The sequence below is a fragment of the Georgenia phoenicis genome (genome assembly GCF_047302425.1).
Classification (GTDB): Bacteria; Actinomycetota; Actinomycetes; order Actinomycetales; family Actinomycetaceae; genus Oceanitalea.
In genome coordinates, this window is record NZ_CP154855.1 from 1,994,119 (window position 1) to 2,019,362 (window position 25,244).

General features: G+C 74.2%; 18 protein-coding genes. 13 read left to right on the forward strand and 5 right to left on the reverse strand.

What is annotated here, in order from left to right; translation table 11 throughout:
* Nucleotides 1–24: 24 nt before the first annotated feature.
* From yajC to AA0005_RS09430, 6 genes are all read left to right on the forward strand, one after another.
* Nucleotides 25–423: a preprotein translocase subunit YajC gene (gene yajC, locus AA0005_RS09405; RefSeq protein ID WP_413449911.1), complete on the forward strand. Its 399-nt coding sequence runs from the start codon at nucleotides 25–27 to the stop codon at nucleotides 421–423.
* A gap of 36 nt (nucleotides 424–459) precedes the next feature.
* Nucleotides 460–2,397, forward strand: coding sequence for a protein translocase subunit SecD (gene secD / locus AA0005_RS09410; protein WP_413449912.1), 1,938 nt, complete (start codon nucleotides 460–462; stop codon nucleotides 2,395–2,397).
* On the forward strand, nucleotides 2,394–3,473 hold the full coding sequence (gene secF / locus AA0005_RS09415) for a protein translocase subunit SecF (RefSeq protein ID WP_413449913.1): 1,080 nt from the start codon (nucleotides 2,394–2,396) through the stop codon (nucleotides 3,471–3,473). The genes secD and secF overlap by 4 nt, the downstream gene beginning before the upstream one ends.
* Nucleotides 3,470–4,006 carry an adenine phosphoribosyltransferase gene (locus AA0005_RS09420; RefSeq protein ID WP_413449914.1) on the forward strand — a complete coding sequence of 179 codons (537 nt, stop codon included), beginning with the start codon at nucleotides 3,470–3,472 and terminating at the stop codon, nucleotides 4,004–4,006. Before secF ends, AA0005_RS09420 begins: the two co-directional genes overlap by 4 nt.
* 48 nt (nucleotides 4,007–4,054) lie before the next feature.
* Complete coding sequence (locus AA0005_RS09425; protein ID WP_413449915.1) at nucleotides 4,055–6,352, forward strand: RelA/SpoT family protein; 2,298 nt, start codon at nucleotides 4,055–4,057, stop codon at nucleotides 6,350–6,352.
* 94 nt (nucleotides 6,353–6,446) lie between these two features.
* Nucleotides 6,447–7,016: a hypothetical protein gene (locus AA0005_RS09430; RefSeq protein WP_413449916.1), complete on the forward strand. Its 570-nt coding sequence runs from the start codon at nucleotides 6,447–6,449 to the stop codon at nucleotides 7,014–7,016.
* Between the two features lie 26 nt (nucleotides 7,017–7,042).
* Here the strand turns inward: AA0005_RS09430 and AA0005_RS09435 are convergent, their stop codons facing one another.
* Both AA0005_RS09435 and AA0005_RS09440 read right to left on the reverse strand, forming a co-directional pair.
* Nucleotides 7,043–8,806, reverse strand: coding sequence for a DUF349 domain-containing protein (locus AA0005_RS09435; protein WP_413449917.1), 1,764 nt, complete (start codon nucleotides 8,804–8,806; stop codon nucleotides 7,043–7,045).
* Complete coding sequence (locus AA0005_RS09440) at nucleotides 8,799–9,584, reverse strand: peptidylprolyl isomerase (RefSeq protein WP_413449918.1); 786 nt, start codon at nucleotides 9,582–9,584, stop codon at nucleotides 8,799–8,801. Before AA0005_RS09440 ends, AA0005_RS09435 begins: the two co-directional genes overlap by 8 nt.
* Nucleotides 9,585–9,735: 151 nt before the next feature.
* Between AA0005_RS09440 and AA0005_RS09445 the strand changes: the two genes are divergently transcribed.
* Genes AA0005_RS09445 through AA0005_RS09460 form a run of 4 tightly spaced genes read left to right on the forward strand, consistent with a single transcriptional unit; the run spans nucleotide 9,736 to nucleotide 15,123 of the window.
* Nucleotides 9,736–10,446 (forward strand): MBL fold metallo-hydrolase, encoded by a 711-nt coding sequence (locus AA0005_RS09445; protein WP_413449919.1) that lies wholly within the window; start codon nucleotides 9,736–9,738, stop codon nucleotides 10,444–10,446.
* 38 nt (nucleotides 10,447–10,484) lie between these two features.
* The gene (gene hisS / locus AA0005_RS09450; protein ID WP_413449920.1) at nucleotides 10,485–11,810 is read left to right on the forward strand and encodes a histidine--tRNA ligase; all 1,326 of its coding nucleotides are present in this window, start codon (nucleotides 10,485–10,487) and stop codon (nucleotides 11,808–11,810) included.
* Nucleotides 11,811–11,812: 2 nt separating this feature from the next.
* Nucleotides 11,813–13,555 carry a dynamin family protein gene (locus tag AA0005_RS09455; RefSeq protein ID WP_413449921.1) on the forward strand — a complete coding sequence of 581 codons (1,743 nt, stop codon included), beginning with the start codon at nucleotides 11,813–11,815 and terminating at the stop codon, nucleotides 13,553–13,555.
* Nucleotides 13,552–15,123: a GTPase gene (locus AA0005_RS09460; RefSeq protein WP_413449922.1), complete on the forward strand. Its 1,572-nt coding sequence runs from the start codon at nucleotides 13,552–13,554 to the stop codon at nucleotides 15,121–15,123. The genes AA0005_RS09455 and AA0005_RS09460 overlap by 4 nt, the downstream gene beginning before the upstream one ends.
* A gap of 54 nt (nucleotides 15,124–15,177) precedes the next feature.
* Here the strand turns inward: AA0005_RS09460 and AA0005_RS09465 are convergent, their stop codons facing one another.
* Together AA0005_RS09465 and AA0005_RS09470 are read right to left on the reverse strand one after the other, a co-directional pair.
* Complete coding sequence (locus tag AA0005_RS09465; RefSeq protein WP_413449923.1) at nucleotides 15,178–16,929, reverse strand: DEAD/DEAH box helicase; 1,752 nt, start codon at nucleotides 16,927–16,929, stop codon at nucleotides 15,178–15,180.
* Nucleotides 16,930–17,225: 296 nt separating this feature from the next.
* Nucleotides 17,226–18,587, reverse strand: a complete 1,362-nt coding sequence (locus AA0005_RS09470; protein WP_413449924.1) for an MFS transporter — start codon at nucleotides 18,585–18,587, stop codon at nucleotides 17,226–17,228.
* A gap of 114 nt (nucleotides 18,588–18,701) precedes the next feature.
* Here AA0005_RS09470 and aspS point away from each other — a divergent pair, with 114 nt between their 5' ends.
* Both aspS and AA0005_RS09480 read left to right on the forward strand, forming a co-directional pair.
* The gene (gene aspS, locus AA0005_RS09475) at nucleotides 18,702–20,489 is read left to right on the forward strand and encodes an aspartate--tRNA ligase (protein ID WP_413449925.1); all 1,788 of its coding nucleotides are present in this window, start codon (nucleotides 18,702–18,704) and stop codon (nucleotides 20,487–20,489) included.
* Nucleotide 20,490: 1 nt separating this feature from the next.
* The gene (locus AA0005_RS09480) at nucleotides 20,491–21,216 is read left to right on the forward strand and encodes a GNAT family N-acetyltransferase (protein ID WP_413449926.1); all 726 of its coding nucleotides are present in this window, start codon (nucleotides 20,491–20,493) and stop codon (nucleotides 21,214–21,216) included.
* Nucleotides 21,217–21,389: 173 nt separating this feature from the next.
* On the opposite strand, the gene AA0005_RS09485 is transcribed toward AA0005_RS09480, so the two are convergent.
* Entirely contained in the window at nucleotides 21,390–23,645 is a 2,256-nt protein-coding gene (locus tag AA0005_RS09485; RefSeq protein ID WP_413449927.1) for an MMPL family transporter, read from the reverse strand.
* Nucleotides 23,646–23,728: 83 nt separating this feature from the next.
* On the opposite strand from AA0005_RS09485, the gene AA0005_RS09490 reads away from it, so the two are divergent.
* Nucleotides 23,729–25,189 carry a threonine/serine ThrE exporter family protein gene (locus AA0005_RS09490; protein WP_413449928.1) on the forward strand — a complete coding sequence of 487 codons (1,461 nt, stop codon included), beginning with the start codon at nucleotides 23,729–23,731 and terminating at the stop codon, nucleotides 25,187–25,189.
* Nucleotides 25,190–25,244 lie beyond the last annotated feature (55 nt).

Below are 25,244 nucleotides of genomic sequence, written 5' to 3' on the forward strand. Positions count from 1 at the left end.
CACCGCCACCGAGGGAGTAGTGCCGTGGAACTTCTCATCCTGATCGCCGTCTTCGGACTCATGATGTGGATGATGTCCCGAGGGGCGAAGAAGCAGCGGCAGGCGGCCGCCGAGCTGCGCAACAGCCTCGAGGTCGGCCAGCAGGTCATGACCGCCTCCGGCTTCTACGGCACGATCGTCGACGTCGACGGCGACGTCATCACCCTCGAGTCCACCCCCGGCGTCGAGACCCTGTGGAAGCGCGAGGCGATCCACTCCGTCACCGAGCCGCCCTTCGCCGTCGAGGACGACGAGGAGACCACCGAGGACGACGACGTCACCACCGTCGAGGTCCCCGACGACGCCTCCTCGCTCACCCGCGCGGACGAGCCGGCCGTGACCGACGAGCGCCCCGGCGACGAGAGCGACGAGCGGCGCGCCTGAGCGCGCCCGCCCTCCCACAGCAGAGAGAAGACCGCGTTGGCGACCACCGCCCCACGCCCCCTGCGCAGGATCCTCGTCCTGCTCGTCCTCGTCGCCGCACTGTTCGGTTCCGTCGCGGTCGCCCAGCAGCTGGGTGACGACGACGGCGAGGGGGGCGCCTCCTTCGCGCCCGGCCTCGCCCTCGACCTCGAGGGTGGTGTCCAGCTCATCCTCACCCCGCGCCTCGACGCCGACGCCGAGGGCGGCGACGGCGAGATCACCGACGAGGACATCGACCAGGCGATCGAGATCATCCGCCAGCGCGTGGACGCCTCCGGCGTCGCCGAGGCCGAGATCACCCGCCAGGGCGCGAGCAACATCGTCGTCGGCCTGCCCGGCCGCCCCGACGAGGCGACCCTCGACCTCGTCCGGCAGTCGGCGGAGCTGCGCTTCCGCCCGGTGCTCATGATGGTCGACCCCGCGCCGATCGATCCCGGCCAGGCCGAGCAGCCCGCCGCCCCCGAGGCCGACGCCGAGGCCGCGGCCCCCGGGGAGACCGCGGCGCCCACCGACGCACCCAGCGACCCGGCTACCGACGACGCTCCCGCTGACACCGCGACCGACGCACCCGCGGCCGAGCCGGAGGGGGAGGTCGACCGTGCGGCGCTCGAGGAGGCCGCCTTCGCGGAAGCCGACGCTGACGGCGACGGCGAGCTCTCGTCCACCCCGGCCACCGAGCCGACGAGCAACAGCGACGCCGAGGCGCTGATCACCGAGCAGGTTCTCTACGACATGCTCGTCCTCGACTGCACCGACCCGGCGAACCTCGTCGGCGGCCTCGAGGACAGCGCCGACCAGCCCCTCGTCACCTGCTCACCGGACGGGCTGACGAAGTTCGTGCTCGGGCCCGTCGATGTCGAGGGCACGCAGATCGACGCCGCGAGCTCCGGCCTGGAGCCGACCTCCAGCCAGTGGCTCGTCAACATCGAGTTCACCGGCGAGGGCGGGCAGCGCTTCGGCGAGGTCTCCCAGCGGCTCTTCGGGCAGGCGCCGCCCCAGAACCAGTTCGCCGTCGTCCTCGACGGCCTGGTCATCTCCGCGCCCCGGATCAACGAGCCGATCCTCGACGGGCGCGCCCAGATCTCCGGCAGCTTCACCCGGGAGACGGCCAACACGCTCGCCAACCAGCTGAACTTCGGCTCGCTGCCGCTCAACTTCGAGGTGCAGAGCGAGGAGCAGATCTCCGCGACGCTCGGCTCCGAGCACCTGCGCAGCGGCCTCATCGCCGGCATCGGCGGCCTGCTGCTCGTCGCGCTCTACCTCCTGTGGCAGTACCGCGGCCTCGCGGTGGTCGCCGTGAGCAGCCTGCTCATCGCCGCCGTCACCACCTATGGCGCCATCATCGTGCTGTCGTGGCTGCAGGGCTACCGCCTGTCACTCGCCGGCGTCGCGGGACTCATCGTCGCCGTCGGCATCACCGCCGACTCCTTCATCCTGTACTTCGAGCGCATCCGCGACGAGATCCGCGACGGGCGCACCCTCGAGGGCGCCGTCGAGCACGGCTGGGCACGGGCCAGGCGCACGATCGTCGTCTCCGACCTCGTCACGCTGCTGGCCGCGGTCATCCTGTACTTCCTCGCCGTCGGCGGTGTGCGGGGCTTCGCCTTCACCCTCGGCCTCACCACGCTCATCGACCTCGTCGTCGTCTACCTCTTCACCCACCCGACCATGCAGCTGCTCATCCGCACCCGCTTCTTCGGCGAGGGCCACAAGCTGTCCGGGCTCAACCCGGAGAGCATCGGCGTCGATCCTGCGCGCTACCGCGGCCGCGGCCGCGTCGGCGAGGCACGGACCCGCCCTCCGGCCGCGTCCCGGAAGGAGCCCGCGCGTGAGAAGCAGCCCGTGGGCGCCGGCCGGATGACCATCGCGGAGCGTCGAGCGGCCGAACGCCGCGCCGCCGAGCAGGCGACGACCACAGAGGAGGAGGGCCGATGACCCGCCTGTCCCAGCTGGGCAACGAGCTCCACACCGGCGACCGCTCCTTCCCCTTCGTCCAGCGCCGCCGCACCTGGCTCACGGCCGCGGCCGCGCTCGTCCTGATCTCCGTGCTCCTCGTCGCCTTCAAGGGCATCAACGCGGGCATCGAGTTCACCGGTGGCTCGCAGTTCACCGTGACGGGCACGCAGAACCTCGAGGAGCAGCCCGCCCACGACGTCGTCACGGAGGTCGGTTCGGGGCAGGTCGCCCGGGTGTCGACGGTCGGCTCGACCTCGGTCCGCGTGCAGACCGAGGAGCTGACCACCGAGCAGACCGACGCCGTCCGGCAGGGCCTCGCCGAGGCCTACGACGTACCGGAGGCCGACGTCGCCTCCACCTTCATCGGACCTTCCTGGGGTCAGGACGTCACCCGTCAGGCGCTCGTGGGTCTCCTGGTCTTCATCGTCCTCGTGACGATCGTGCTGTCGGTCTACTTCCGCAGCTGGCAGATGGCCGGTGCGGCCCTCGTGTCGCTCATCAACGACCTCGTGCTCACGGTGGGCGTCTACGCGCTCATCGGCTGGGAGGTCACCCCGGCCACGGTCATCGGTCTGCTGACGATCCTCGGCTACTCGCTCTACGACACCGTCGTCGTCTTCGACAAGGTTCGGGAGAACACCCAGGAGCTCGACGAGCAGCACGAGCGGACCTACGCCGAGCTGTCGAACCTCGCGGTCAACCAGACCCTCGTGCGCTCGATCAACACCTCCCTCACCTCGCTGCTGCCCGTCGGGTCGATCCTCTTCGTCGGCGCGCTGCTGCTCGGTGCGGGCACCCTGCGCGACATCGCGCTCGCGCTCTTCGTCGGCATGTTCGTCTCGACCGTGTCCTCGGTCTTCGTGGCGACGCCCCTGCAGGTGGTCCTCCAGCAGCGCGACGAGCGCATCCGCCAGCACACGGCCGACGTCCTCGAGCGCCGTCGCCGCCGCAGCGGCACCGACACCGTGCCCGCCACGACCGAGGAGGGTGCCGTCGTCGCCGGCACGCACCGCGGCCAGGCGGCCCAGCCCAAGCGCCGGAAGGGGCGACGATGACCGACTTTCCCGCGGAGCTCACCGAGCTTCTCGACTCCCACGTCCGTGAGGTCCCCGACTTCCCCGAGCCGGGTGTCCTGTTCCGGGACATCACCCCGCTCTTGGCGGACGGGCCCGCCTTCGCGGCCCTCGTCGACGCCCTGGCCGAGCGCTACCGCGGCCACATCGACGCCGTCGCCGGGCTCGAGTCGCGCGGCTTCATCCTCGCGGCGCCGCTGGCGCACGCGCTCGGCGTCGGGATGGTGACCATCCGCAAGGCCGGGCGCCTGCCCGGACCGGTCACCGGGGTCGACTACTCCCTCGAGTACGGGACGGCGCGCCTGGAGCTGCGTCCCGAGACGGTCACCGAGGGCCACCGCATCCTCATCATCGACGACGTCCTCGCCACCGGCGGGACCGCGCGGGCGGCGATCGAGCTCATCGAGGGCGCCGGCGGCGTCGTCGCGGGCCTCGCGATGCTGCTCGAGCTCGACGAGCTGCGTGGCCGGGAGCGCCTGGCCGGCTACCCGCTGGACAGCATCCTGCGCTACTGACGGGGCCTCGGTCCCCGGATGTGCCCGCCGACTGCCTAGAATGGGCCAATGGCGGAGGAGACGGTCACCGGCGCAGCCACGGACGCACGCGGTCCCCGGGTGCGGTCGCGCTTCGCGCTGCTCGGATCGCGCGGGCACACCGTCTCCCCGGCGATCGAGCCGGTCCTCCACGCGCTGCGCTCCAACCACCCGCGAGCCGACACCGCGCTGATCGAGCGCGCCTTCACGGTCGCCGAGCGGGCGCACCGCGGGCAGATGCGCAAGAGCGGTGACCCGTACATCACCCACCCCGTCGCGGTGACGACGATCCTCGCCGAGCTCGGCATGACGGTGCCGACCCTCGCCGCCGCCCTGCTGCACGACACCGTCGAGGACACCGACTACTCCCTCCAGCAGCTGCGCAGCGAGTTCGGCGAGGAGATCGCCCTGCTCGTCGACGGCGTCACCAAGCTCGACAAGGTGACCTACGGGGAGGCCGCCGAGGCCGAGACCGTCCGCAAGATGGTCGTCGCGATGGCCCGCGACATCCGGGTGCTCGTCATCAAGCTCGCCGACCGCCTCCACAACGCGCGGACCTGGAAGTACGTCTCGGCCAAGTCCGCCGGGCGCAAGGCCCGCGAGACGCTCGAGATCTACGCCCCGCTCGCCCACCGGCTGGGCATGAACACGATCAAGTGGGAGCTGGAGGACCTGTCCTTCGCCACCCTCTACCCCAAGGTCTACGACGAGATCGTCCACCTCGTCGCCGAGCGTGCCCCCGCCCGCGACGAGTACCTCTCGACCGTCCGCAGTCAGATCGAGACGGACCTGCGGTCCAACAAGATCCGCGCGACGGTCACCGGCCGGCCCAAGCACTACTACTCGATCTACCAGAAGATGATCGTGCGGGGCCGCGACTTCGACGACATCTTCGACCTCGTCGGTGTCCGGGTCCTCGTCGACTCGGTCAAGGACTGCTACGCCGTCCTCGGCACGATGCACGCGCGCTGGAACCCCCTGCCCGGGCGGTTCAAGGACTACATCGCGATGCCGAAGTTCAACCTCTACCAGTCGCTCCACACGACCGTCATCGGTCCGGGTGGCAAGCCGGTGGAGATCCAGATCCGCACCCACGACATGCACCGCCGCGCCGAGTACGGCGTCGCGGCGCACTGGAAGTACAAGGAGGCCGCGCGCGGCCGCACGGACGTGCCGCAGGGCGTGGAGGAGATGGGCTGGCTGCGCCAGCTCGTCGACTGGCAGCGCGAGACGTCCGACCCGGGCGAGTTCCTCGACTCCCTGCGCTTCGAGATCTCCGGCTCCCAGGTCTACGTCTTCACCCCCAAGGGCGACGTCATGGCCCTGGCGCCCGGAGCCACCCCGGTCGACTTCGCCTACGCCGTCCACACCGAGGTCGGTCACCGGACGGTGGGGGCGCGCGTCAACGGGCGCCTGGTGTCCCTGGAGTCCCAGCTCGAGAACGGTGACACCGTCGAGGTCTTCACCTCGAAGTCCGAGTCGGCCGGACCGAGCCGCGACTGGCTCAACTTCGTCACCACCCCGCGTGCCCGCAACAAGATCCGTGCCTGGTTCACCAAGGAGCGGCGCGAGGAGGCCATCGAGGCCGGCAAGGGGCACATCGCCCGCGCGATGCGCAAGCAGAACCTGCCCATCCAGCGGCTCATGTCCCACGACTCGCTCACCGCCCTGGCGCACGAGCTCAACTACGCGGACGTCTCGGCGCTGTACGCCGCGGTGGGCGAGAGCCAGGTGTCGGCGACGAACATCGTCCAGAAGCTCGTCCAGTCCATGGGCGGGGAGTCCGGCGCCGAGGAGGACCTCGCCGAGGCGACGATGCCGGGGGAGACCCGCCCGCGCCTGCGCGCCGGGGACCCCGGGATCACCGTCAAGGGCATGGACTCCGGGGACCTGTGGGTCAAGCTCGCGCGGTGCTGCACGCCCGTGCCTGGGGACCCGGTCGTCGGCTTCGTCACCCGCGGCTCGGGGGTATCGGTGCACCGGACCGACTGCGGCAACCTCGAGAGCATGCGCAGCGAGCCCGAGCGCATGGTCGACGTCGAGTGGTCGCTGCACGGGCAGAGCTCCTTCCTCGTCCAGATCCAGGTCGAGGCGCTCGACCGCGCCGGCCTCCTGTCCGACGTCACCCGGGTGCTGTCCGACAACCACGTCAACATCCTGTCCGCCTCGGTGCAGACGAGCCGTGACCGGGTGGCCCTGTCGAAGTTCGTCTTCGAGATGGCCGAGCCCTCCCACCTCGGCCACGTGCTGTCCGCGGTGCGCCGGATCGACGGCGTCTTCGACGTCTACCGGATCACCGGCGCGCGCTCGACGACCCGGCACGGCTGAGCGGCTACTCCACAGTCCTCACCCGGGTGGGATGCCGTCCACAGTCGCGTGACGGCCCGCCCCGCCGGCGACGACGGCGCGGCACGCTCGGAGCATGACGAGCGCGCTCGCGTGGCTGGCGGCGCCGCAGCTCGACCCGGTGGCGGCGGTGCAGCCCGCGCTGCCCGGGCGTGCCGGTGAGCGCTACGACGGCCTGCTCGGACGTACCCCCGACGGTGGCCTCGTACCGGTCGACCTGCTCGCCGGGCCCGAGGGCAGAGCGGGCGCCCTGCGTGCCGCCGTGCCGCCGGGCGCGGCACTGGCGCGCTGCACGGCGGTGTGGGTCCACACCGGGCGCCTGTGCCCGGACCGCCCGGACGTCGTCGTCGGGGCAGGGCGGCGGCTCCACACCACGGTGGTGGTCCACCGCCAGCACCTGGCCGTCTCGGACGTCGTCCACCTCGGTGGCGTCCCGACGACGACGCCGTTGCGTACCGCCGTCGACCTGCTGTGCTTCGCGTCCGAGCCGGTGGCGGTCGCCGGTACGTGTGCGCTGCTCCTCGCCGGCCTCGAGGAGCCTCTGGTCCAGGAGGTCCTCGGCCGTCCCGGTCGCCGGGCGCCCGTACGGCGCGCCACGGCCCTCCTCGCGGTGGCCGGGGACGCAGCGGGGCGGCGACGTTCATGACGTCGCCGCCCCGTCTGTCCTGCCGGTCAGCTGCCGGTGGAGCGCAGGATCTGGTCGAGCCAGGCCTTGCGGGCCTCCAGCGCCGCAGCGGCCTCCTTCTCCGCCCGGGCGTCGCCCGCGGCGCGCGCCTCGGACAGCTGCTGCTCGAGGGCGTCGATCGCCTCGTACAGCTGCGCCGCGGCACCCTCCGCGCGGGCCTTCTTCTCCGGGTCGGTGCGGCTCCACCGCTCCTGGTCAGCCTCACGCACCGCCTGCTCGACGGCGCGCATCCGGCCCTCGACCCGCTGGACGTCGTTACGCGGCACCTTGCCCGCCTCGTCCCACTTGTCCTGGATCGGGCGCAGCGCCGCCTTCGCGGCCTCGGGGTCGGTGACCGGGAGCAGCGCCTCGGCCTGCTCCAGGAGCGCGAGCTTGACCTCGAGGTTCGCGGCGTACTCGGCGTCGATCTGGGCGTTCTGCGTCTCCCGGGCCTCGTAGAAGGCCTGGCGGGCGGCCCGGAAGCGCGCCCACAGGGCGTCGTCCTCCTTGCGGTTCGCGCGCCCGGCGGCCTTCCAGCGGTCCATCAGCTCGCGATAGGCGGCGGACGTGGCCCCCCAATCGGTCGAGGTCGACAGCGCCTCCGCCTCGGCGATGAGCTGTTCCTTGGCGCGCTTCACCTCGGACTGGGTCGCGTCGAGCTGGGAGAAGAAGTGGCCGCGGTTGCGGTCGAAGGTCGTCCGCGCGCGGGAGAACCGCTTCCAGAGCGCGTCCTCCGTGGGGCGGTCGAGGCGCGGGCCGGAGCGCTGCGCCTGCTTCCACTGCTCGAGGAGGGTGCGCAGCTCGTCGCCGCTGGAGCGCCAGTGGGTGCTCGCGGGGTCCGCGGCCGCGATGGCCTCGGCGCGCTCGACGATCGCGGTGCGCTCCTCCAGGGCCTTGGCCTTGGCGGCCTCCCGCTCGGCGCTGATCTCCTTGCGGCGGGCGGCCGCCCGCTCGCGCAGGGTCTCGACGCGGGCACGCAGGCCGTCGAGGTCACCGACGGCGGCCGGCTCGGCCAGCGCCTCGGTGAGGGTCGCCAGGGTCTGGTCGATCTCCTTGGTCTGCAGCTGGGGGAGCCGCGTCTCGAAGAGCACGACCTGCGCCTGGAGGTCGAGGAAGCGTCGCACGTAGAAGGCGAGGGCCTCCTCCATGTCCGCACCGGTGTACTGGCCCACCGTGCGCTCACCGGCGGCCTCGCGGACCCACACGGTGCCGTCCGGGTCGACACGGCCCCAGGCGGCAGCGGCCGCCGCCTCCTTGGCATCGTCGAGCACGGGCGCGACGACGGCTGGCGCCTGCTGCTGCGGTGCGCGCACCGCCGGCTTGCGCAGCGCGGACGGCTTGGGGAGCGAGGACGGCTTCGGCACGGCCGCGGGGCGCGGTGCCGCCGGGCGGGCAGCCTCGGTCTCGGCCGCGCCTCCCGGCTCGACCGACGCCGCCGCCTCGTCCGCGGGTGCGGCCTGCTCGGCGGGTGCGGCCTGCTCGGAGGGTGCAGCCTGCTCGGCCGGGGCGGCCTGCTCAGCCGGGGCGGCCTGCTCAGCCGGTGCAGCCGGCTCGGCCGGGGCGGCCTGCTCAGCCGGAGCAGCGTGCTCGGTCTGCTCAGCGGGCGCGCTGTCCTCAGCCGCCGCGGTGCCGGCGGTGGTCTCCGTGTCCTCGGCGGGAGCGTCCTGCGTCGCAGCAGGCGGCGGTCCCCCCTGCTCCGTCAGCGCGACGCTCTCGATGGCGTCCGCTGTCGGCTCGTCCGCCGCGGGGTGCGGGGTCTGCTGCTCAGTCAATGGTCACTCCTTCGATGGTGACGGGAAGGGCCGGGTGCTCAGTGCCCTCGACGGTGCCCGCCGAGCCGACCTGCTGGAGGATGTCCAGCCCTTCGGTCACACGACCGAAGACGCTGTAACCGCCGGCGTTGTCCGACGGAAGAGGAGTGTCGGCGAACACCATGAAGAACTGGCTGCCCATCGACTCTGCGTTGTTCATCTGGCGCGCCATCGCCAGCGTGCCCGCCGGGTACAGGTCGTCCTCGGGGGCGTTCTCGATCGGCCCGAAGCCGTAGCCCGGACCGCCGGTGCCGGTGGCCGTCGGGTCGCCGCACTGGAGGAGGGACGTCGGCAGCAGCCGGTGGCAGGCCGTGCCGTCGTAGAAGCCGTCGCGCGCCAGCCGCAGGAAGTTCGCCGCCGCCTGCGGTGCGTTCTCCCCGTCGATCTCCATGCCGATGTCGCCGGCGCTCGTCTGGACGGTGACCTGCCACGTGCGTCCCTCCGCCTCGGCGGGGTCCGGCGGTGCCTCGTAGCGCTCGGGGTCCGTCGTGGGCAGCGGTGCGGCCTGCTCGGCCGGGGCCGTCGGAGCAGCCGACGTGTCAGTCGCCTGCGGCTCGGTCTCGTCGGCACGGTTGACCAGCAGGAGGGCGACGACAGCGGCCACCACGGCGAGCCCGAGGAGGAAGGCCACGACCATCGTCCGGCGTCGCCGCTGGGCCGCCTTCTCGCGGCTGCGGCGCTCCCAGCTCTCCTGGCGCCGCTTCTGGTACGCGCGCTCCTGCTTGGTGCTGCGGGTCACGTGCCCTCCCGGTGGTGGTGCCCGGCGGCACCGCGACGAACGAACGCCGACAAGTCTAGGCGGAACCGGGCCTCGCCGTGACCGTCCTCACGGGGGAGTAGTGCCGGGTGTCCCGGCGGGCGTCACCCGTGGTGCTGGCTAGGGTGGCCTGATGCTCCTCCACGGCCTGCGGTCGCCGGTCTTCGGCACCAACACCCTCGTCCTGGCGCCGGGCACGGGCGACTCCGCCGTCGTCGTCGACCCGGGCGCCGGCTCCGCGCCTCTCGTCCGCCAGGTCCTTGACCGCCACGGGCTGCACGTGGGCGCCGTCGTCCTTACCCACGGGCACGCCGACCACCTCTGGGACTGCGCGGCCGTCGCGGGCGGCGCACCCGTCCTCGTCGGTGCCGACGACGCCGACCGACTCCCCGACCCCGCGTCCCACCTGGGCGCGGTCGGCGACGCCTTCGTCACCCTCGCCGGCAGCCCGTGGCACCCGGTCGACGACGTCCGTCCGGTCGCGCCCGGACCCGTCGAGCCCGTTCCCGGCGTCGTCCTCCACGCCGTCGCAGCGCCCGGCCACACGCCGGGCAGCACCGTCTGGCGGGTCGACGGCGTCACCTCCTTCACCGGACCCGTCTTCGACGAGGCGGGTCTCACCTCCCACGACGGGCCGGTCGTCCTTACCGGGGACGTCGTCTTCGCCGGATCCGTCGGGCGCACGGACCTCCCGGGCGGGCACGAGCCGACGATGCGCCGCACGCTCCGCGAGCTCGCCACCTCGCTGCCGGCCGACGCCCTGCTCGTGCCCGGCCACGGACCGGTGACGACGACGGAGCTCGAGCTCGCGTCCAACCCCTTCATCGCCCGCGCGCTGGCCTGAAACCGGCCCACCGCCCGAACCTCACTAGGATCACTTCCATGGCACGACCCACCCCCCTGTCCGGCTTCCCCGAGTGGCTCCCCGCCGAGCGCGTGGTCGAGACCCACGCCCTCGACGTCCTGCGCCGCACCTTCGAGCTCCACGGCTTCGCCGGCATCGAGACGCGTGCGGTCGAGCCCGTCGAGGAGCTGCTCCGCAAGGGGGAGACCTCCAAGGAGGTCTACGCCGTCAGCCGCCTCCACGACGAGGACGGCGCCGGCTCCGAGAAGCGCCTCGGCCTCCACTTCGACCTCACGGTCCCGCTCGCCCGCTACGTCCTCGAGCACGCCGGCAAGCTCGTCTTCCCCTTCAAGCGCTACCAGATCCAGAAGGTCTGGCGCGGGGAGCGCCCGCAGGAGGGCCGATTCCGCGAGTTCACCCAGGCGGACGTCGACGTCGTCGGCTCGGAGACGCTGCCCTTCCACTACGAGGTCGAGCTGCCGCTCGTCATGGCCGAGGCGCTGGCGGCCCTGCCGATCCCGCCGGTCCGCATCGCCGTCAACAACCGCAAGATCGCCGAGGGCTTCTACACCGGCATCGGCCTCGACGACGTCGAGGGCGCCCTGCGCGCCATCGACAAGCTCGCGAAGATCGGCCCCGACGCCGTCGCCGAGCTGCTCCAGAGCGACGCCGGCGCCACGCCCGAGCAGGCCCGCCAGGCCCTCGAGCTCGCCGCGATCAGCGGCAGCGACGCCGGTGTCGCGGAGCGTGTGCGCGCCCTCGGCGTGAGCACCCCGCTGCTCGAGGAGGGCCTGGGCGAGCTCGTCGCGCTCGTCGAGGCCGCCGAGCAGCGGGTCCCGGGCACCGTCGTCGCGGACCTGTCGATCGCCCGCGGCCTGGACTACTACACCGGCTCGGTCTACGAGACGACGCTCGTCGGGCACGAGGACCTCGGCTCGATCTGCTCCGGCGGCCGCTACGACTCCCTCGCCTCCGACGGCTCGCGGACCTACCCCGGCGTGGGGCTGTCCATCGGCGTCTCCCGGCTCGTCGCCCGCATCCTCGGGGCGGGCCTGGCCACCGCGAGCCGCCAGGTGCCCACCGCCGTGCTCGTCGCGGTCGGCTCCGAGGAGGAGCGCCGCCGCAGCGAGGACGTCGCCGCCGCCCTGCGCGCCCGCGGCATCCCCACGGACGTCGCCCCCACGGCCGCGAAGTTCGGCAAGCAGATCCGCCACGCGGACCGCCTCGGCATCCCCTTCGTCTGGTTCCCCGGCGAGGAGGGCCACGAGGTCAAGGACATCCGCTCCGGGGACCAGGTGGCCGCCGACCCCGCGTCCTGGGCGCCGCCCGCGCAGGACCTCGCACCTACGGTGCAGCGGACCTGACGATGACCCAGCGCCCGGCTCCCAGCGGACCGCTCGACGTCGTCGCGCGCCTGCGGGAGCTGGACGCGCGGCTCGCGGGCACGACCCTGCCGCTCGACCTGCCGGGCGCCGAGGAGGCGAGGCGGCTGCGCCGCAGCCTCGTCGACCAGCTCGAGGACTACGTCCTGCCCCGGGCCGAGCGGCTCGACGCGCCGCTCCTCGCCGTCGTCGGCGGCTCCACCGGGGCGGGCAAGTCGACGCTTGTCAACTCCCTCGTCGGCCAGGAGGTCTCGCGCGCGTCGGCGATCCGCCCGACGACGCGCCGCCCCGTCCTCGTCCACCACCCCGACGACGCCGCCTGGTTTACCGGCGACCGCGTCCTGCCCGGGCTGGCCCGCGTCCAGGGCGCCGCGCCCGCGGCCCCGTACGCCGAGGAGGACCCCATCACCGAGCTCGGCCTCGTCGGGGCCGACTCCGTCCCGCGCGGGCTCGCGCTGCTCGACGCGCCCGACATCGACTCCGTCGTCGCCGCCAACCGGCGGCTCGCGACCCAGCTGCTCGCCGCCGCCGACCTGTGGATCTTCGTCACGACGGCCGCCCGCTACGCCGACGCGGTGCCCTGGGAGCTGCTGCGCGAGGCCGCTGCCCGGCGCGTCGTCGTCGCCGTCGTCCTCGACCGCGTCCCACCGGGCACAGCCGGGGAGATCCGGTCCGACCTCGCCGAGCGGCTGGAGGCCGAGGGCCTGGCCCACGCCCCCCTCTTCGTCGTCTCCGAGCAGCCGACCGCGACGGCGCAGCTCCCGGCGGCCGACGTCGGCCCCGTCCGCTCCTGGATCACCGGTCTCGCCGCCGACGCCGCCACCCGCGCCGGCGTCGCCCGCCAGACGCTCTCCGGCGCCGTCGCGGGCGTGCTGAGCGGTGCCGCCCACGTCGCGACGGCGGCCCGCGCCCAGGCCGAGGCGAGCGAGGAGCTGCACGCCGCCGTCGTCGAGCACCACGCGGCCGCCGCCCGCGCCGTCATGGAGGCCACCGAGGACGGCACCCTGCTGCGCGGGGAGGTGCTGGCCCGCTGGCAGGAGTTCGTCGGCACGGGGGAGTGGCTGCGTGGCGTCGAGGCCGCCGTCGGCCGCCTGCGCGACCGGATCACCGGTTTCCTGCGAGGGCGCCCACCCACCCACGAGCGTGCGGAGGAGGCCATCGAGAGCGGCCTGGTCACGCTCGTCGTGGCCGAGGTGGAACGCGCGGAGCGGGAGACCCGCCGCGCCTGGGAGTCGCTGCCCGGGGGGACGACGGCGCTCGAGACGCTGCCGGCGCGCCCTGCCGCCGAGGAGCGGCCGCGGCTGGCCGAGGAGGTGGGCGCCGAGGTCCGCGAGTGGCAGCGGGCGCTGCTCGAGCGGGTCCGTGCCGAGGGGGAGGACCGCCGGGTGCGGGCACGGATGCTCTCCCTGGGCGTCAACGCCTCGGGCGTCACGCTCATGCTCGTCGTCTTCGCCTTCTCGGGCGGACTCACCGGGATCGAGGTCGGGGTCGCGGGCGGCACCGCCGTCGTCGGCCAGAAGGTGCTCGAGATGGTCTTCGGTGACCAGGCCGTGCGCGATCTCGCGCGCCACGCCCAGCGCGACCTCGGCGAGCGGGTCGAGCGGCTCCTCGAGGAGCACCGCCGCCCGTGGCTCGAGCGCGTCGCCGAGCTCGGCGTCGACCCCGCCGGCGCGGACACCCTGCACGCGGCCGTCGAGGCCGTCCGCAGCGCCGAGGTGGGCCGATGAGGCGCCGCTCCCGCGCCCCCGAGCTCGAGGCGCGCATCGCCGCGCTCGGCACCGCGGTCGAGCTGGGCGACGGCGTCCTGCCCGCCGCCCGCCTGACGCCCGCCCGCGAGCTGCTCGAGCGCGCGGGCACGCGCACCGCCCTCGCGCCCGGCGTGACGGTGGCCGCGCTCCTCGGCGCCACCGGCTCGGGCAAGTCCAGCCTCTTCAACGCCCTCGTCGGGGAGCCGCTCGCGGCCGTCCACGCACGCCGCCCCACGACCACCCAGCCGCAGGCCGCCGTGTGGGAGGCCCCCGGCGCCACCGGGCTGCTCGACTGGCTCGAGGTCCCCGACCGCCGGCTCCGCCCGGCGGACCCCGCGCTGTCCGGACTCGTCCTGCTCGACCTGCCCGACATCGACTCCACCCGGGTGGAGAACCGCGCGATCGCCGCCCGCCTCGCCGAGCGGGTCGACGCGCTCGTGTGGGTCCTCGACCCGCAGAAGTACGCCGACGCCGTCGTCCACGAGGAGTACCTGCGCCCGCTGCGCGAGCACGCCGCTGTCAGCCTCGTCGTCCTCAACCAGGCCGACCGGCTCGCCGAGGAGGACCTCGCCGGCGTCCTCGACCACCTGCGCCGGCTCCTCGCCGCCGACGGGATCGGCGACGTCGAGCTGCTCACCGCCTCCGCCCGTACCGGCGACGGCGTACCCGACCTGCGTCGTCGCCTCGCCCGGCTCGCCGCGGAGGGGCGCGCGGCCCGCGCTCGGCTCGAGGCCGACGTCCGGACCGTCGCCGGCGAGCTCCTCGAGACCTCCGGTGGCGAGCCGGCCGGGCAGCGCGGGGGCACCGAGGCCCTCGTCGCGGCCTGCGCGTCCGCCGCCGGGGTGGGGGAGGTGGTCACGGCCGTCGGTCGCTCCTACCGCCAGCGCGCCGGACGCCAGGTGGGCTGGCCCCCGCTGCGGTGGCTGGGGCGCCTGCGCCCCGACCCGCTGCGCCGGCTGCACCTGGAGACGGCGAGCGCGACCTCCCTGCCCGCCCCCACCCCCGCGCAGGAGGCCGGGGTGCGCACCGGCGTCCACGACCTCGCGTGGGCGGCGACCGCGGGTATGGCCGAGCCGTGGCGCCGGGTCGTCACCCGCCGCGCCGAGGAGCGGGTCCCCGCCCTGGTCGACGCCCTCGACACCGCCGTCGCCGCCACCGACGTCCGCGGCGAGCACCGCCCCGGCTGGTGGCGGCTGTGGTCGGTGCTCGGCGTGCTGCTGTTCGCCACGGCGCTGGCCGGGGCGGCGTGGCTCGGCGTCCTCGCCGGCTTCGGCTACCTGCGCCTGCCCGAGCCGGAGACGCCGATGGCCGGCCCGTTCCCGTGGCCCACCGCGCTGCTCGTCGGCGGGCTGCTCGCGGGACTGCTGCTCGCGCTCGTCGGACGGCTGCTCGCGCGGGTCGGGTCCCGGCGGGCCGCACGGCGGGCCCGCGCCCGGCTGTCCACCGGGGTGGAGGAGGCGGCCGTGCGCGTCGTCGCCGAGCCGCTGGCTGCGGACCTCGAGCGCTACCGCGAGTTCTCCGCCGCCGTAGAGCGCGCCGCCCGCTGAACGCCGAGAGCCGGCCGCCCGCTCTCGCGGACGACCGGCTCGGACGCTGAGGTGTCAGCGGCGCGGCTTGCGGGGGCCCGTGTCGGGGCGGATCCGTAGCGGGCGGCCGGCGACGCGCGCGGCGGCGATGCGCCGGCTCGTCTCCGGGCTCAGCTCCTGGCTGATCTCGACGAGGGAGAAGCTCGGGAAGATGTCGATCTTGCCGAGGTCCTGGCCGCGCAGGCCGCCCTCACCGGTGATCGCGCCGACGATCGCACCGGCCTGGACGCCGTCGCGGTGGCCGACCTCGACCCGGTAGCGGGTGCCGGAGCCGTCGCGGTGGAAGGAGCGGGTCCCGGCGCGGCCGGTGCGCGGGCCGGCGTGGCGGTGACCGGTGTCGCGGCCCTCCTCGAAGGTGGCGCCCATGAACTCGCCGGAGTCGTCGTAGCGCTCCTCGCGGCGCTTGCGGGGGCCGGCGTCCTCGACGGTGCGCTCCTCGCGGGGCGCGGGGCCGGCGTCGCCGACGGCGATGGCGAGCAGGGCGGCGGCGAGCTCGCGCAGCTCGTGCTCGGAGCCGTCGAGGATCTCGCGGTAGAGGTCCAGGCGGCCGGCGGACAGGCGGTCCCCGACCTTGGCGAGCATCGCGTTGGCCCGGTGGGCGGAGACGTCCGCCGGGCTGGGGATGTCGGCCTCCTTGAGGCGGCTGCCCGTCGCGCGCTCGATCTGGCTCAGGCGCCCCCGCTCGCGGGGGGTGAGGAAGGTGAGGGCGCGGCCGCTGCGGCCGGCGCGGCCGGTGCGGCCGATGCGGTGGACGTAGGTCTCGGTCTCGCGCGGGACGTCGAAGTTGACGACGAGGCCGATGCGCTCGACGTCGAGGCCGCGGGCGGCGACGTCGGTCGCGACGAGCACGTCGAGCGTGCCCGAGCGGAGCCGGTCGATGAGCTTCTCACGGTCCTTCTGCGCGACGTCGCCGGAGATCGCGGCGGCCTGGATGCCGCGGCCCGCGAGCTCGATGGCGACCTCGTCGGCGGCCGACTTCGTGCGGACGAAGACGATCGCGGCGTCGGCGTCGCTCACGGCCAGGACGCGGGCCAGGGCACCGGTCTTGTGGCGGAAGGGCACGACCGCGTAGGTCTGCTCGATGTTGCTCACCGTGGACGACTGCGGGGTGACGCTCACGCGGACCGGGTCGTTGAGGTGGGTGGCGGCGACCTTCTTGATCGCGGCGGGCATGGTCGCGGAGAAGAGCGCGGTGCGGCGGTCGGCGGGGACGCGGGCGGCGATCTGCTCGACGTCCTCGGCGAAGCCCATGCGCAGCATCTCGTCGGCCTCGTCGAGGACGAGGAAGCGCACGCCCGAGAGGTCGAGGCTGCCCTTCTCCATGAGGTCCATGACGCGGCCGGGGGTGCCGACGACCACCTGGGCGCCGTCGCGCAGGCCGCGCAGCTGCGGGGTGAAGCTCGAGCCGCCGTAGATCGGCAGCACGGTGAGCCCGCGCTGGTGGGCGGCGAAGGTCGCGATCGCGTCGCTCACCTGGAGGGCGAGCTCGCGGGTGGGGGCCAGGACGAGGGCCTGGACCGAGCGCACGCGGGGGTCGACGGCGGCGAGCAGCGGCAGGCCGAAGGCGGCCGTCTTGCCGGTGCCCGTCTGGGCGACGCCGACGACGTCGCGGCCGGCGAGCAGCAGCGGGATCGCCTCGGTCTGGATGTCGGTCGGGGTGGTGAAGCCGAGGTCGACGACGGCGGAGAGCAGGTCGTCGGGCAGGCCGAGGCCGGCGAAACCGGTCTCCGGGCGTGCGTCGGCAAGGTCGGTGAGAACAGCAGTCAAGAAGACAACCCATCAGATAGCGGAGTGGGGCTACGCGAGCGCCAGGCAGGCGACGCACCCTCCGCGATGGGCCCCGACCAGCGACACTTCCGCACGGGACCTGAGGCGGCACATACACACTCCAGGAGCCCCCAGACTATCGGCAGGACGCCCCCAACGGTCGGACAGGGCGCGGTGACCCTCCGCACAGGGAGGTAACTGCACTCTCGGCGGTAACTGTACTTTCGGCGAAAGCCGAGTTGTCGCCGACAGCCGGCTTGTCGCCAAGAGCTGACTTGTCGCCGGGCGCGGACGTGTCACCCGGCCTCCCGGGCGCGGGCGCCGGCGGCGGTGGCGAGGAGGCCGACGGCGGTCGCGAGCAGGAGCCCTGCGAGGTAGGCGACGGTCCCGCCGGTGTCGATGAGCGCGAGGACGATGGCACCCGAGGCCGCCAGGCCCACGGCGGCGCCGAGCGCGTCGGCCACCTGGAGGGAGGCGCTGACGGCCCCGTGCTGCGCCGTCGGCGTCAGGCGCAGGGCGAGCACGGTGAGCGCCGGGTAGACCATCCCGATGCCCAGCCCGGCCACGGCGGCTCCCGGCACCGCGACCCAGGGGCTCGTGCCGGGCAGCGCCGCGCCCGCCGTCACCAGCGTCCCGACCGCGAGCACGAGCGGGCCCGCCCAGGCGAGGCGCCCCCGCCCGGCCGCGGTGCTCACCCGCCCCTGGACGAAGGCGCCGACCGCCCAGGTGAGGGAGGAGACGGCGACGACGAAGCCGGCCGCCGTCACCGACGACCCGTACTCACGCACGAGGAGGAGCGGCAGGAAGGTCTGGCTGGTCATGAAGGTCGCGTTGAGCAGCGCCCGGCAGGCGACGGCGGCGGGCACGCCGCGGCCCAGCCGCACCGTCCCGGGCGGCAGCAGTCGGGGCAGGGACACCGCGAGGACGACGACGGCGGCCCCCACCGCGGGCAGCGACCACCCCTCCTGCGCGCTCCCCGCCACCTGGAGGACGGCCACCGCGGCACCGGCCGCCGTCGCCGCGAGGACGAGGCCGCGGACGGCCGGCTGCGCCGCCCGCGACTCGTCACGGCCCGGCATGTGGCGCAGGAGCGGGGCGAAGGCGAGCGTCACGGCGGCCATGAGCACGGCCGCCCCGAGGAACACCCAGCGCCACGAGGCGTGGTCGACGACGAGCCCGGTGAGCGCCGGCCCGCCGAGGGCGGGGACCACCCAGGCGGCGGAGAACCACGCGAAGAAGCCCGGCTGCCGTGCGGCGGGCACGATCGCGCCGACGAGCACGTACAGCGGCACGATGAGCAGCCCGCCGCCCAGGCCCTGCACGCCGCGTCCCAGGGCGAGCACCGCCATCGACGGCGCCGTCCCCGCGAGCACGAGCCCGAGCGGGAACAGGACCAGCCCGAGCAGCAGGACGGGCCGCGGTCCCCGCACGTCGGCCCACCGCCCGGCCACCGCCGTCGCGACGAGCTGCGCCGCCAGCGGCGCCCCCGCCGCGACCGGGTAGAGCCGCAGGCCCTCGAGCTCGGCGCTCACCGCGGGCAGGGCGGCGCTGGCGGCGAGGTTCTCGAAGGCGACGATCGTGATGAGCGCGACGGACGCGACGAGCAGGAGCCGCACGAGGTCGGGCGGGGCCGTGGCCGGGGCGGGCGTGCGGGTCATGCCCGGATCATGGCGCCTCGGGGACCTGTGGTGGTAGCCGGTCCCCGGCGGGCAACTAGGATTGGCCGAGCGCCCGCCCGTCTAGCGGTGCGCCCGACCAAGGGAAGGATCCTCGTGCTCCGCACTCGCGACGCAGGTTCGCTGCGCTCCGCCGACATCGCCACCACCGTCACCCTCGCCGGGTGGGTGGACCGCCGCCGTGACCACGGCGGGGTCGCCTTCATCGACCTGCGGGACGCCTCGGGCATCGCCCAGGTCGTCATCCGCGACGAGGACGTGGCCCACGAGCTGCGCTCGGAGTACGTCGTCCAGGTGACCGGTGAGGTCGCCCAGCGGCCCGAGGGCAACGCCAACCCGAACCTTGCGACCGGTGACATCGAGGTGATCGCGAGCGACGTCGTCGTCCTCAACGCGGCCGCCCCGCTGCCCTTCCAGGTGTCCGAGCACGCCGAGGACGGTGGCCAGGTCGGCGAGGAGGCGCGCCTCAAGTACCGCTACCTCGACCTGCGCCGCAAGGAGCCCGCCCACGCGATCCGGCTGCGCGCCAAGGTCAACCAGGCCGCGCGGCGCGTGCTTGACGACCAGGGCTTCGTCGAGATCGAGACCCCCACCCTCACCCGCTCCACCCCCGAGGGTGCGCGCGACTTCCTCGTGCCCGCGCGCCTGTCGCCCGGCTCCTGGTACGCCCTGCCGCAGTCGCCGCAGCTGTTCAAGCAGCTGCTCATGGTCGCCGGCATGGAGCGCTACTACCAGATCGCCCGCTGCTACCGCGACGAGGACTTCCGCGCCGACCGCCAGCCGGAGTTCACCCAGCTCGACGTCGAGATGAGCTTCGTCGACCAGGAGGACGTCATCGGCGTCGCCGAGCAGGTGCTGCGCGAGCTGTGGGCGCTCATCGGCCACGAGATCGACACCCCGATCCAGCGGATGACCTTCGCCGACGCGATGGCCCGCTACGGCACCGACAAGCCCGACCTGCGCTTCGGCCTCGAGCTCACCGAGCTCACCGAGTACTTCGCGAGCACCCCGTTCCGCGTCTTCCAGGCGCCCTACGTCGGCGCCGTCGTCATGCCCGGCGGCGCGAGCCAGCCCCGCCGCCAGTTCGACGCCTGGCAGGAGTGGGCCAAGCAGCGCGGCGCCAAGGGTCTGGCCTACGTCACCGTGGGCGAGGACGGCACGCTCGGCGGGCCGGTCGCCAAGAACATCACCGACGAGGAGCGCGCCGGCCTGGCCGCCGCCACCGGCGCCCAGCCGGGCGACGCGATCTTCTTCGCCGCCGGCAAGCAGAGCGAGGCGCGTGCCCTGCTCGGCGCCGCGCGCCTGGAGATCGGCCGCCGCACCGGCCTCATCGACGAGGACGCGTGGTCCTTCGTCTGGGTCGTCGACGCGCCGCTGTTCAAGCCCACGGGCGAGGACGACGACGTCGCCGTCGGCTCCGGCTCCTGGACCGCCGTCCACCACGCCTTCACCTCGCCCACCCCGGAGTGGGTCGACCGCTTCGAGGAGGACCCGGGCAACGCCCTGGCCTACGCCTACGACATCGTGTGCAACGGCAACGAGATCGGCGGCGGCTCCATCCGTATCCACCGCCGCGACGTCCAGGAGCGCGTCTTCGCGATGATGGGCATCGGCGAGGAGGAGGCGCGCGAGAAGTTCGGCTTCCTGCTCGACGCCTTCGCCTACGGCGCCCCGCCGCACGGCGGCATCGCCTTCGGCTGGGACCGGATCGTCGCCCTGCTCACCCGCTCGGACTCGATCCGCGAGGTCATCGCCTTCCCGAAGTCCGGTGGCGGCTACGACCCGCTGACCCAGGCGCCGGCGCCGATCACGCCCGAGCAGCGGCGCGAGGCCGGCGTGGACGCCAAGCCGAAGAAGGCCGAGCCGGCCGCCCCCACCGCCTGAGGTGGGGCGCCACCTCTTCCTCCGCGCGAACGCCGACCGCTGGCAGGAGGAGCAGGCCTGGGACGCCGACGGCGCGACGCTCCTGCTCGTGCGGGTGCGCCGCGCCGGCGGTGAGCGCCGTCAGCTCGTCGGCGCGGGGGAGCCGGGCGCACTCGCGTCCGCGCTCGCCCGCGCCGCCGCCGACGGGGCGCCCGCCGTGCCCTTCGGCCTGCTCACGCGCGGCACCTGGGACCGCGTCGGCACCGCGACGCGGGAGCACCTCGGCCTGCGCACCGGCCCGGTGTGGGACTGGATGTGGTCGCGGACCGTGCCACCCGCCCAGCCGGGGGAGGAGCGCGTCGGCCCGGTGACCGGCGCCGGAGCCGGCGAGGAGGTGCGGGCCTGCCTGGCCCGCGCGAACCCGGACACGAGCGCCGACCCCGCCGACCCCGACCTCACGTGGTGGGGCTACCGGGACGACGACGGCGTGCTGCGCGGCGTCGTCGCCGTCAACGCCCCCGCGGGTGGTCCCGTCCACCTCTCCGGGCTCGGCACCGACACGGGCTTCCGCCGCCGCGGCGTCGGCAGCGCGATGATGGCCGCCGTCACCCGGTGGGCGCTCACCGAGCACCCGCTCGTCCACTACGGCATCTGGACCGACAACGACGCCGCCCGGCGCATCTACACGCGCCTCGGGTACGCCGTCGGCCATGAGGTCGAGAACGTGATGAGCAAGTCCAGCGCCTAGATCTGCTGGCATCAAGCACTGAGGCTTGAGCGCTTCTCGCGGGCGTCGCGGCTCGTCCGGGACGTGCCACAAACGGGCGCGCACGAGGCCCGGAGGCGCGATCCGGCAAGGCTCAGCCCTCGTCGCCGGCCCCTGACGGCCGCGTTTGTGGCACGGCCCGGCGGCCGCCCCCGTCAGTGCGTGATGCCGATGCGCTCGTGGAGGCGACGCAGCGGCGCCGGAGCCCACCAGTTCCACCGGCCGAGCACCGTCATCGTCGCGGGGACGAGCAGCATGCGCACGAGCGTCGCGTCGATCAGCACGGTCACCGCCAGCGCGAGGCCCACCTGCTTGATGACCATGAGCTCCCCGGCGACGAAGCCGAGGAAGACGAGGGTGATGATGAGCGCCGCCGAGGTGATGATCCGCCCGGAGCGCTGCAGCCCCTGCTCGACGGCGGCGTCGTTGTCGTGGCCGGCGTCCCAGTACTCCTTGATCCGCGCGAGGAGGAAGACCTCGTAGTCCATCGCCAGGCCGAAGCCGAAGGCGACGACGACGACCACGACGTAGGTCTCCAGCCCGCCGATCGGCGTGAAGCCGAGGAGGTCCGCGAGGTGCCCCTCCTGGAAGACCCACGTCGTCACGCCCAGCGCCGCCGCGAGGCCGAGCGCGTTGACGACGACCGCCTTGAGGGGGATGAGCACGGAGCCGGTCATGAGGAAGAGGAGGACGGCGACGGCGAGCAGGACGAGGCCGCCGGCCAGGGGCAGCCCGTCGGCGACGGCGCCGAGGAAGTCGACCTGGTTGGCGGCCTGGCCCACGACCCACGTGGGGAAGGGCGGGTCGAGCGCGCGCACGGCCGTGACGACGTCGGTCGCGACCTCGCCCCCGGCGTCGGTCGAGTCGATCTCGACGCCGACGACGGTATGCTCGCCCGTGGTGCCGGTGCTGATGGCCCCGGTGACGTCCGGCAGGCCGGCGACCTCCTCCTGCGCCCAGGCGTCGGCCGTCTCGACGTCCGTCTCGGCGACGACGAGGACGGGCGGAGTGGTCGCCGCCGGGTAGTTCTCCCCGAGGACGGAGATGAACTCCCGCTGGTCCGAGCTCGCGGGGATGAGGTCCGTCGTCGAGTTGCGCAGCTGCAGGCCGAGCACGGGCGAGGCGAGCAGGCCGAGGACGGCGACGACCCCGACGATGACGAACCACGGACGCCGGTGGACACCGCGGGCCAGCCGCGCGAAGACACCGTTCTCGGGGGCGACGTCGCCGAGCCGCGCGAGCTGGCGGTCGAGCGCGGGGACGCGGGAGAGCAGCGAGGGCCGCTGCAGCCGGCCGCCGAGGAGCACGAGCAGCGCGGGCACGAGCGTGAGCGCCGAGGCGAGCGCGATGACGACGACGGACACCCCCGCCGCACCGAGGGACCGGAGGATGTCGGGGGAGAGGACCATGAGGGAGCTGACGGCGACGGCGATCGTCACCGCCGAGAAGGTCACCGTGCGCCCCGCGGTGAGGACGGTCCTGCGCACCGCCTCCTCGACGACGGCGCGCCCGTGGGCGCGGCGCTTGCGCCGGCGCAGCGGCAGGCCGGTGCTGGCCGTCGAGGCGACGAGGTCGGCGACCTCCTCCCGGTAGCGCGAGACCATGAGGAGCCCGTAGTCGATGGACAGGCCCAGGCCGAGGACCGTGACGACGTTGACGACGACGGCGTCGAGGTCGATGACCTGCGCGAAGCCGAGGAGGGCGCCGAGGCCGCCGGCGATGGAGGCGAGGGCGCCGACGAGCGGCATGCTGGCGGCGAGGAAGCCGCCGAAGACGACGACCATGACGACGAGTGACAGCGGCAGTGCGATCGCCTCGCCGCGCACGAGGTCGGCCTCCACCTGACCGGTGACCGCCGAGACGATGCGCTCGGTGCTCGAGACGAGACCGGTGGCCTCCGGGGCGACCTCCGTGAGCTCGGCAGGCACCTCCTCCAGCCGGTTCTCGACGGCGGTGCGGGCGGTGTCGTCCTCGAGGTCGGGCTCGAGCTCGGCGATGAGGAGGAAGCCGTCCTCCGCGGAGGACACGAGGGAGGCGACGAGCGGGTCGGAGGGGCCCTCGGGGGAGAGGAACGGGTCGATGACCGAGGCGACGCCATCGAGGCGCTCGACCTCCTGACGTACGGGGATGAGCTCGGCCGCCAGCCCCTCGACGACCGCGGGGTCGGTGAGGTCGGTGCCCTGAACTAAGAGGGTGACCTCCTCTCCGCCCTCGGCGGAGGCCTCGAGAATGTCGCGCCCCTCCTGGCTCTCGGCGCCGGGGACCCGCGGCTCACCGGAGTGCAGGCGCGGGAACAGGCCCTCGCCGATCACTCCGAGGGCCAGCGCGAGGCAGGTCACGACGAGGACCGCCCAGACGGCGAGGGTCGTGCGGGGGCGACGGATGACGCCGCGGGCGAGTGGATCGAACACGGCGACCAGTCTCTCACCGCGCGCGCGGGCGAACCGGCACGTCCACGTCGTCGGCGTTGGCCGCGTGACGTAGCGTCGTCGTCGTGGCGACGACTCCCGAACCCGACACCGCATCCCTCGACCCGCCCCGCGCTGCCGGCCACGTCCGCCGTGAGTCGATCCTGCGTGAGCGCGCCCGTCGGGTGGTGGCCGGCAGCGGCCCGCCCACGCTCGCCATCTCCGCCCGGCGCCGCCAGTCCGAGCTCACCGCCGAGACCGAGCGCTCGGTCCTCGACCTCGTCCTGCGGGTGGGTGAGGCGATGATCGCGACGGGTGCGCCCGTCGCGGACGTCACCGCCGCCCTCCTGCGCCTGGCCGCCGCGTACGGCGTGACGAACTGCCACGTCGACATCACCTTCATCTCGATCTCGGCGTCCATCGACCGCGACGACGACCCCATCACCAAGATGCGGGTCATCAACGTGCGCACCTCCGACTACAGCCGGCTCGCCGACCTCTTCGCGATGGTCGACGCCGCCGCGGCCGGGCACCTGCCGCTCGAGCGTGCCCACACGCGCCTGGAGGAGGTCCTCGACTCCCCGCACCCCTACCGGCGCTGGGTCGTCACCCTCGCGCTCGGCGTCATGGCGGCCGGGGTGGCGGGCCTGCTCGGGGGCGGCTGGCTGGTCGCCGCCGTCGCCGCCGCGACGACGGCGCTCATCGACCGGGTGCTGCGCGTGCTGCGCCGCTGGGGCCTGCCCTACCTCTTCCAGCAGGCGACGGGCGCGGCCATCGCGACGCTCGTGGCGATCGCGATCCTGTGGGGCCAGGACCTGTTCGGCTGGGACAGGTCCGTGCTTCCCCCCTCCCTCGTCGTCGCCTCCGGGATGGTCGTCCTGCTGGCCGGGATGCAGCTCGTCGGCGCGGCCGAGGACGCGATCTCCGGATACCCGCTCACCGCGGCGGCGAAGTCCTTCGAGGTGGCGCTCTACACGGTGGGTCTCGTCGTGGGGATCGGCTTCGTCCTCGACCTCGGGCGGCGCTTGGGCGTGCCGCTGTACATCGGCGACGTCTTCGGCAACGCGCCGCCGGGGCTCGTGCAGGTCGTCTGCGGCGGTGTCATCGCCGGGTCGTGGGCGGTGGCGTCCTACACCCGGGCGGCGAACATCTGGCTCATCTCGCTCGTCGGCGCGGTCGCGGCGGGGGTCTACTACGGCGTCGACGCGCTGTGGCTCGGGCCGGCCGGTGCCGCGTTCTTCGCGGCGCTGCTCGTCGGCCTGCTCGCCGGGGTCATCGGGGATCGCGGCCGGCTGCCCAGCCTCGTCGTCTCGGTGTGCGGCGTGACCCCGATGCTGCCCGGCCTGTCGATCTACGCCGCGATGTTCGACTTCATCGAGGGCGGCGACGTCATCGGCGGCGGCCAGCTGGCGATCCGGGCGCTGTCGATCGGCCTGGCCCTCGCGGCCGGCGTCACGCTGGGGGAGTTCAGCGCCTCGCCACTGCGCTCGGAGATGGACCGCTGGGAGCGCCGCGCCCGCCGCCGCGCCCGCGGCGCCCGCATCTAGCGGTACCTCTCCCGCGCCGACAGCACAGTTACCGCCGGCAGTGCACTGACCGCCG

Bases quoted from the DNA above. Each gene is read 5' to 3' on its own strand.
- AA0005_RS09420 (WP_413449914.1), top strand. From the start codon at position 3,470: ATGACCGACTTTCCCGCGGAGCTCACCGAGCTTCTCGACTCCCACGTC.
- AA0005_RS09470 (WP_413449924.1), bottom strand. From the start codon at position 18,587: ATGACCCGCACGCCCGCCCCGGCCACGGCCCCGCCCGACCTCGTGCGG.
- AA0005_RS09455 (WP_413449921.1), top strand. From the start codon at position 11,813: ATGACCCAGCGCCCGGCTCCCAGCGGACCGCTCGACGTCGTCGCGCGC.
- AA0005_RS09460 (WP_413449922.1), top strand. From the start codon at position 13,552: ATGAGGCGCCGCTCCCGCGCCCCCGAGCTCGAGGCGCGCATCGCCGCG.
- hisS (WP_413449920.1), top strand. From the start codon at position 10,485: ATGGCACGACCCACCCCCCTGTCCGGCTTCCCCGAGTGGCTCCCCGCC.
- AA0005_RS09445 (WP_413449919.1), top strand. From the start codon at position 9,736: ATGCTCCTCCACGGCCTGCGGTCGCCGGTCTTCGGCACCAACACCCTC.
- secF (WP_413449913.1), top strand. From the start codon at position 2,394: ATGACCCGCCTGTCCCAGCTGGGCAACGAGCTCCACACCGGCGACCGC.
- AA0005_RS09425 (WP_413449915.1), top strand. From the start codon at position 4,055: ATGGCGGAGGAGACGGTCACCGGCGCAGCCACGGACGCACGCGGTCCC.
- AA0005_RS09430 (WP_413449916.1), top strand. From the start codon at position 6,447: ATGACGAGCGCGCTCGCGTGGCTGGCGGCGCCGCAGCTCGACCCGGTG.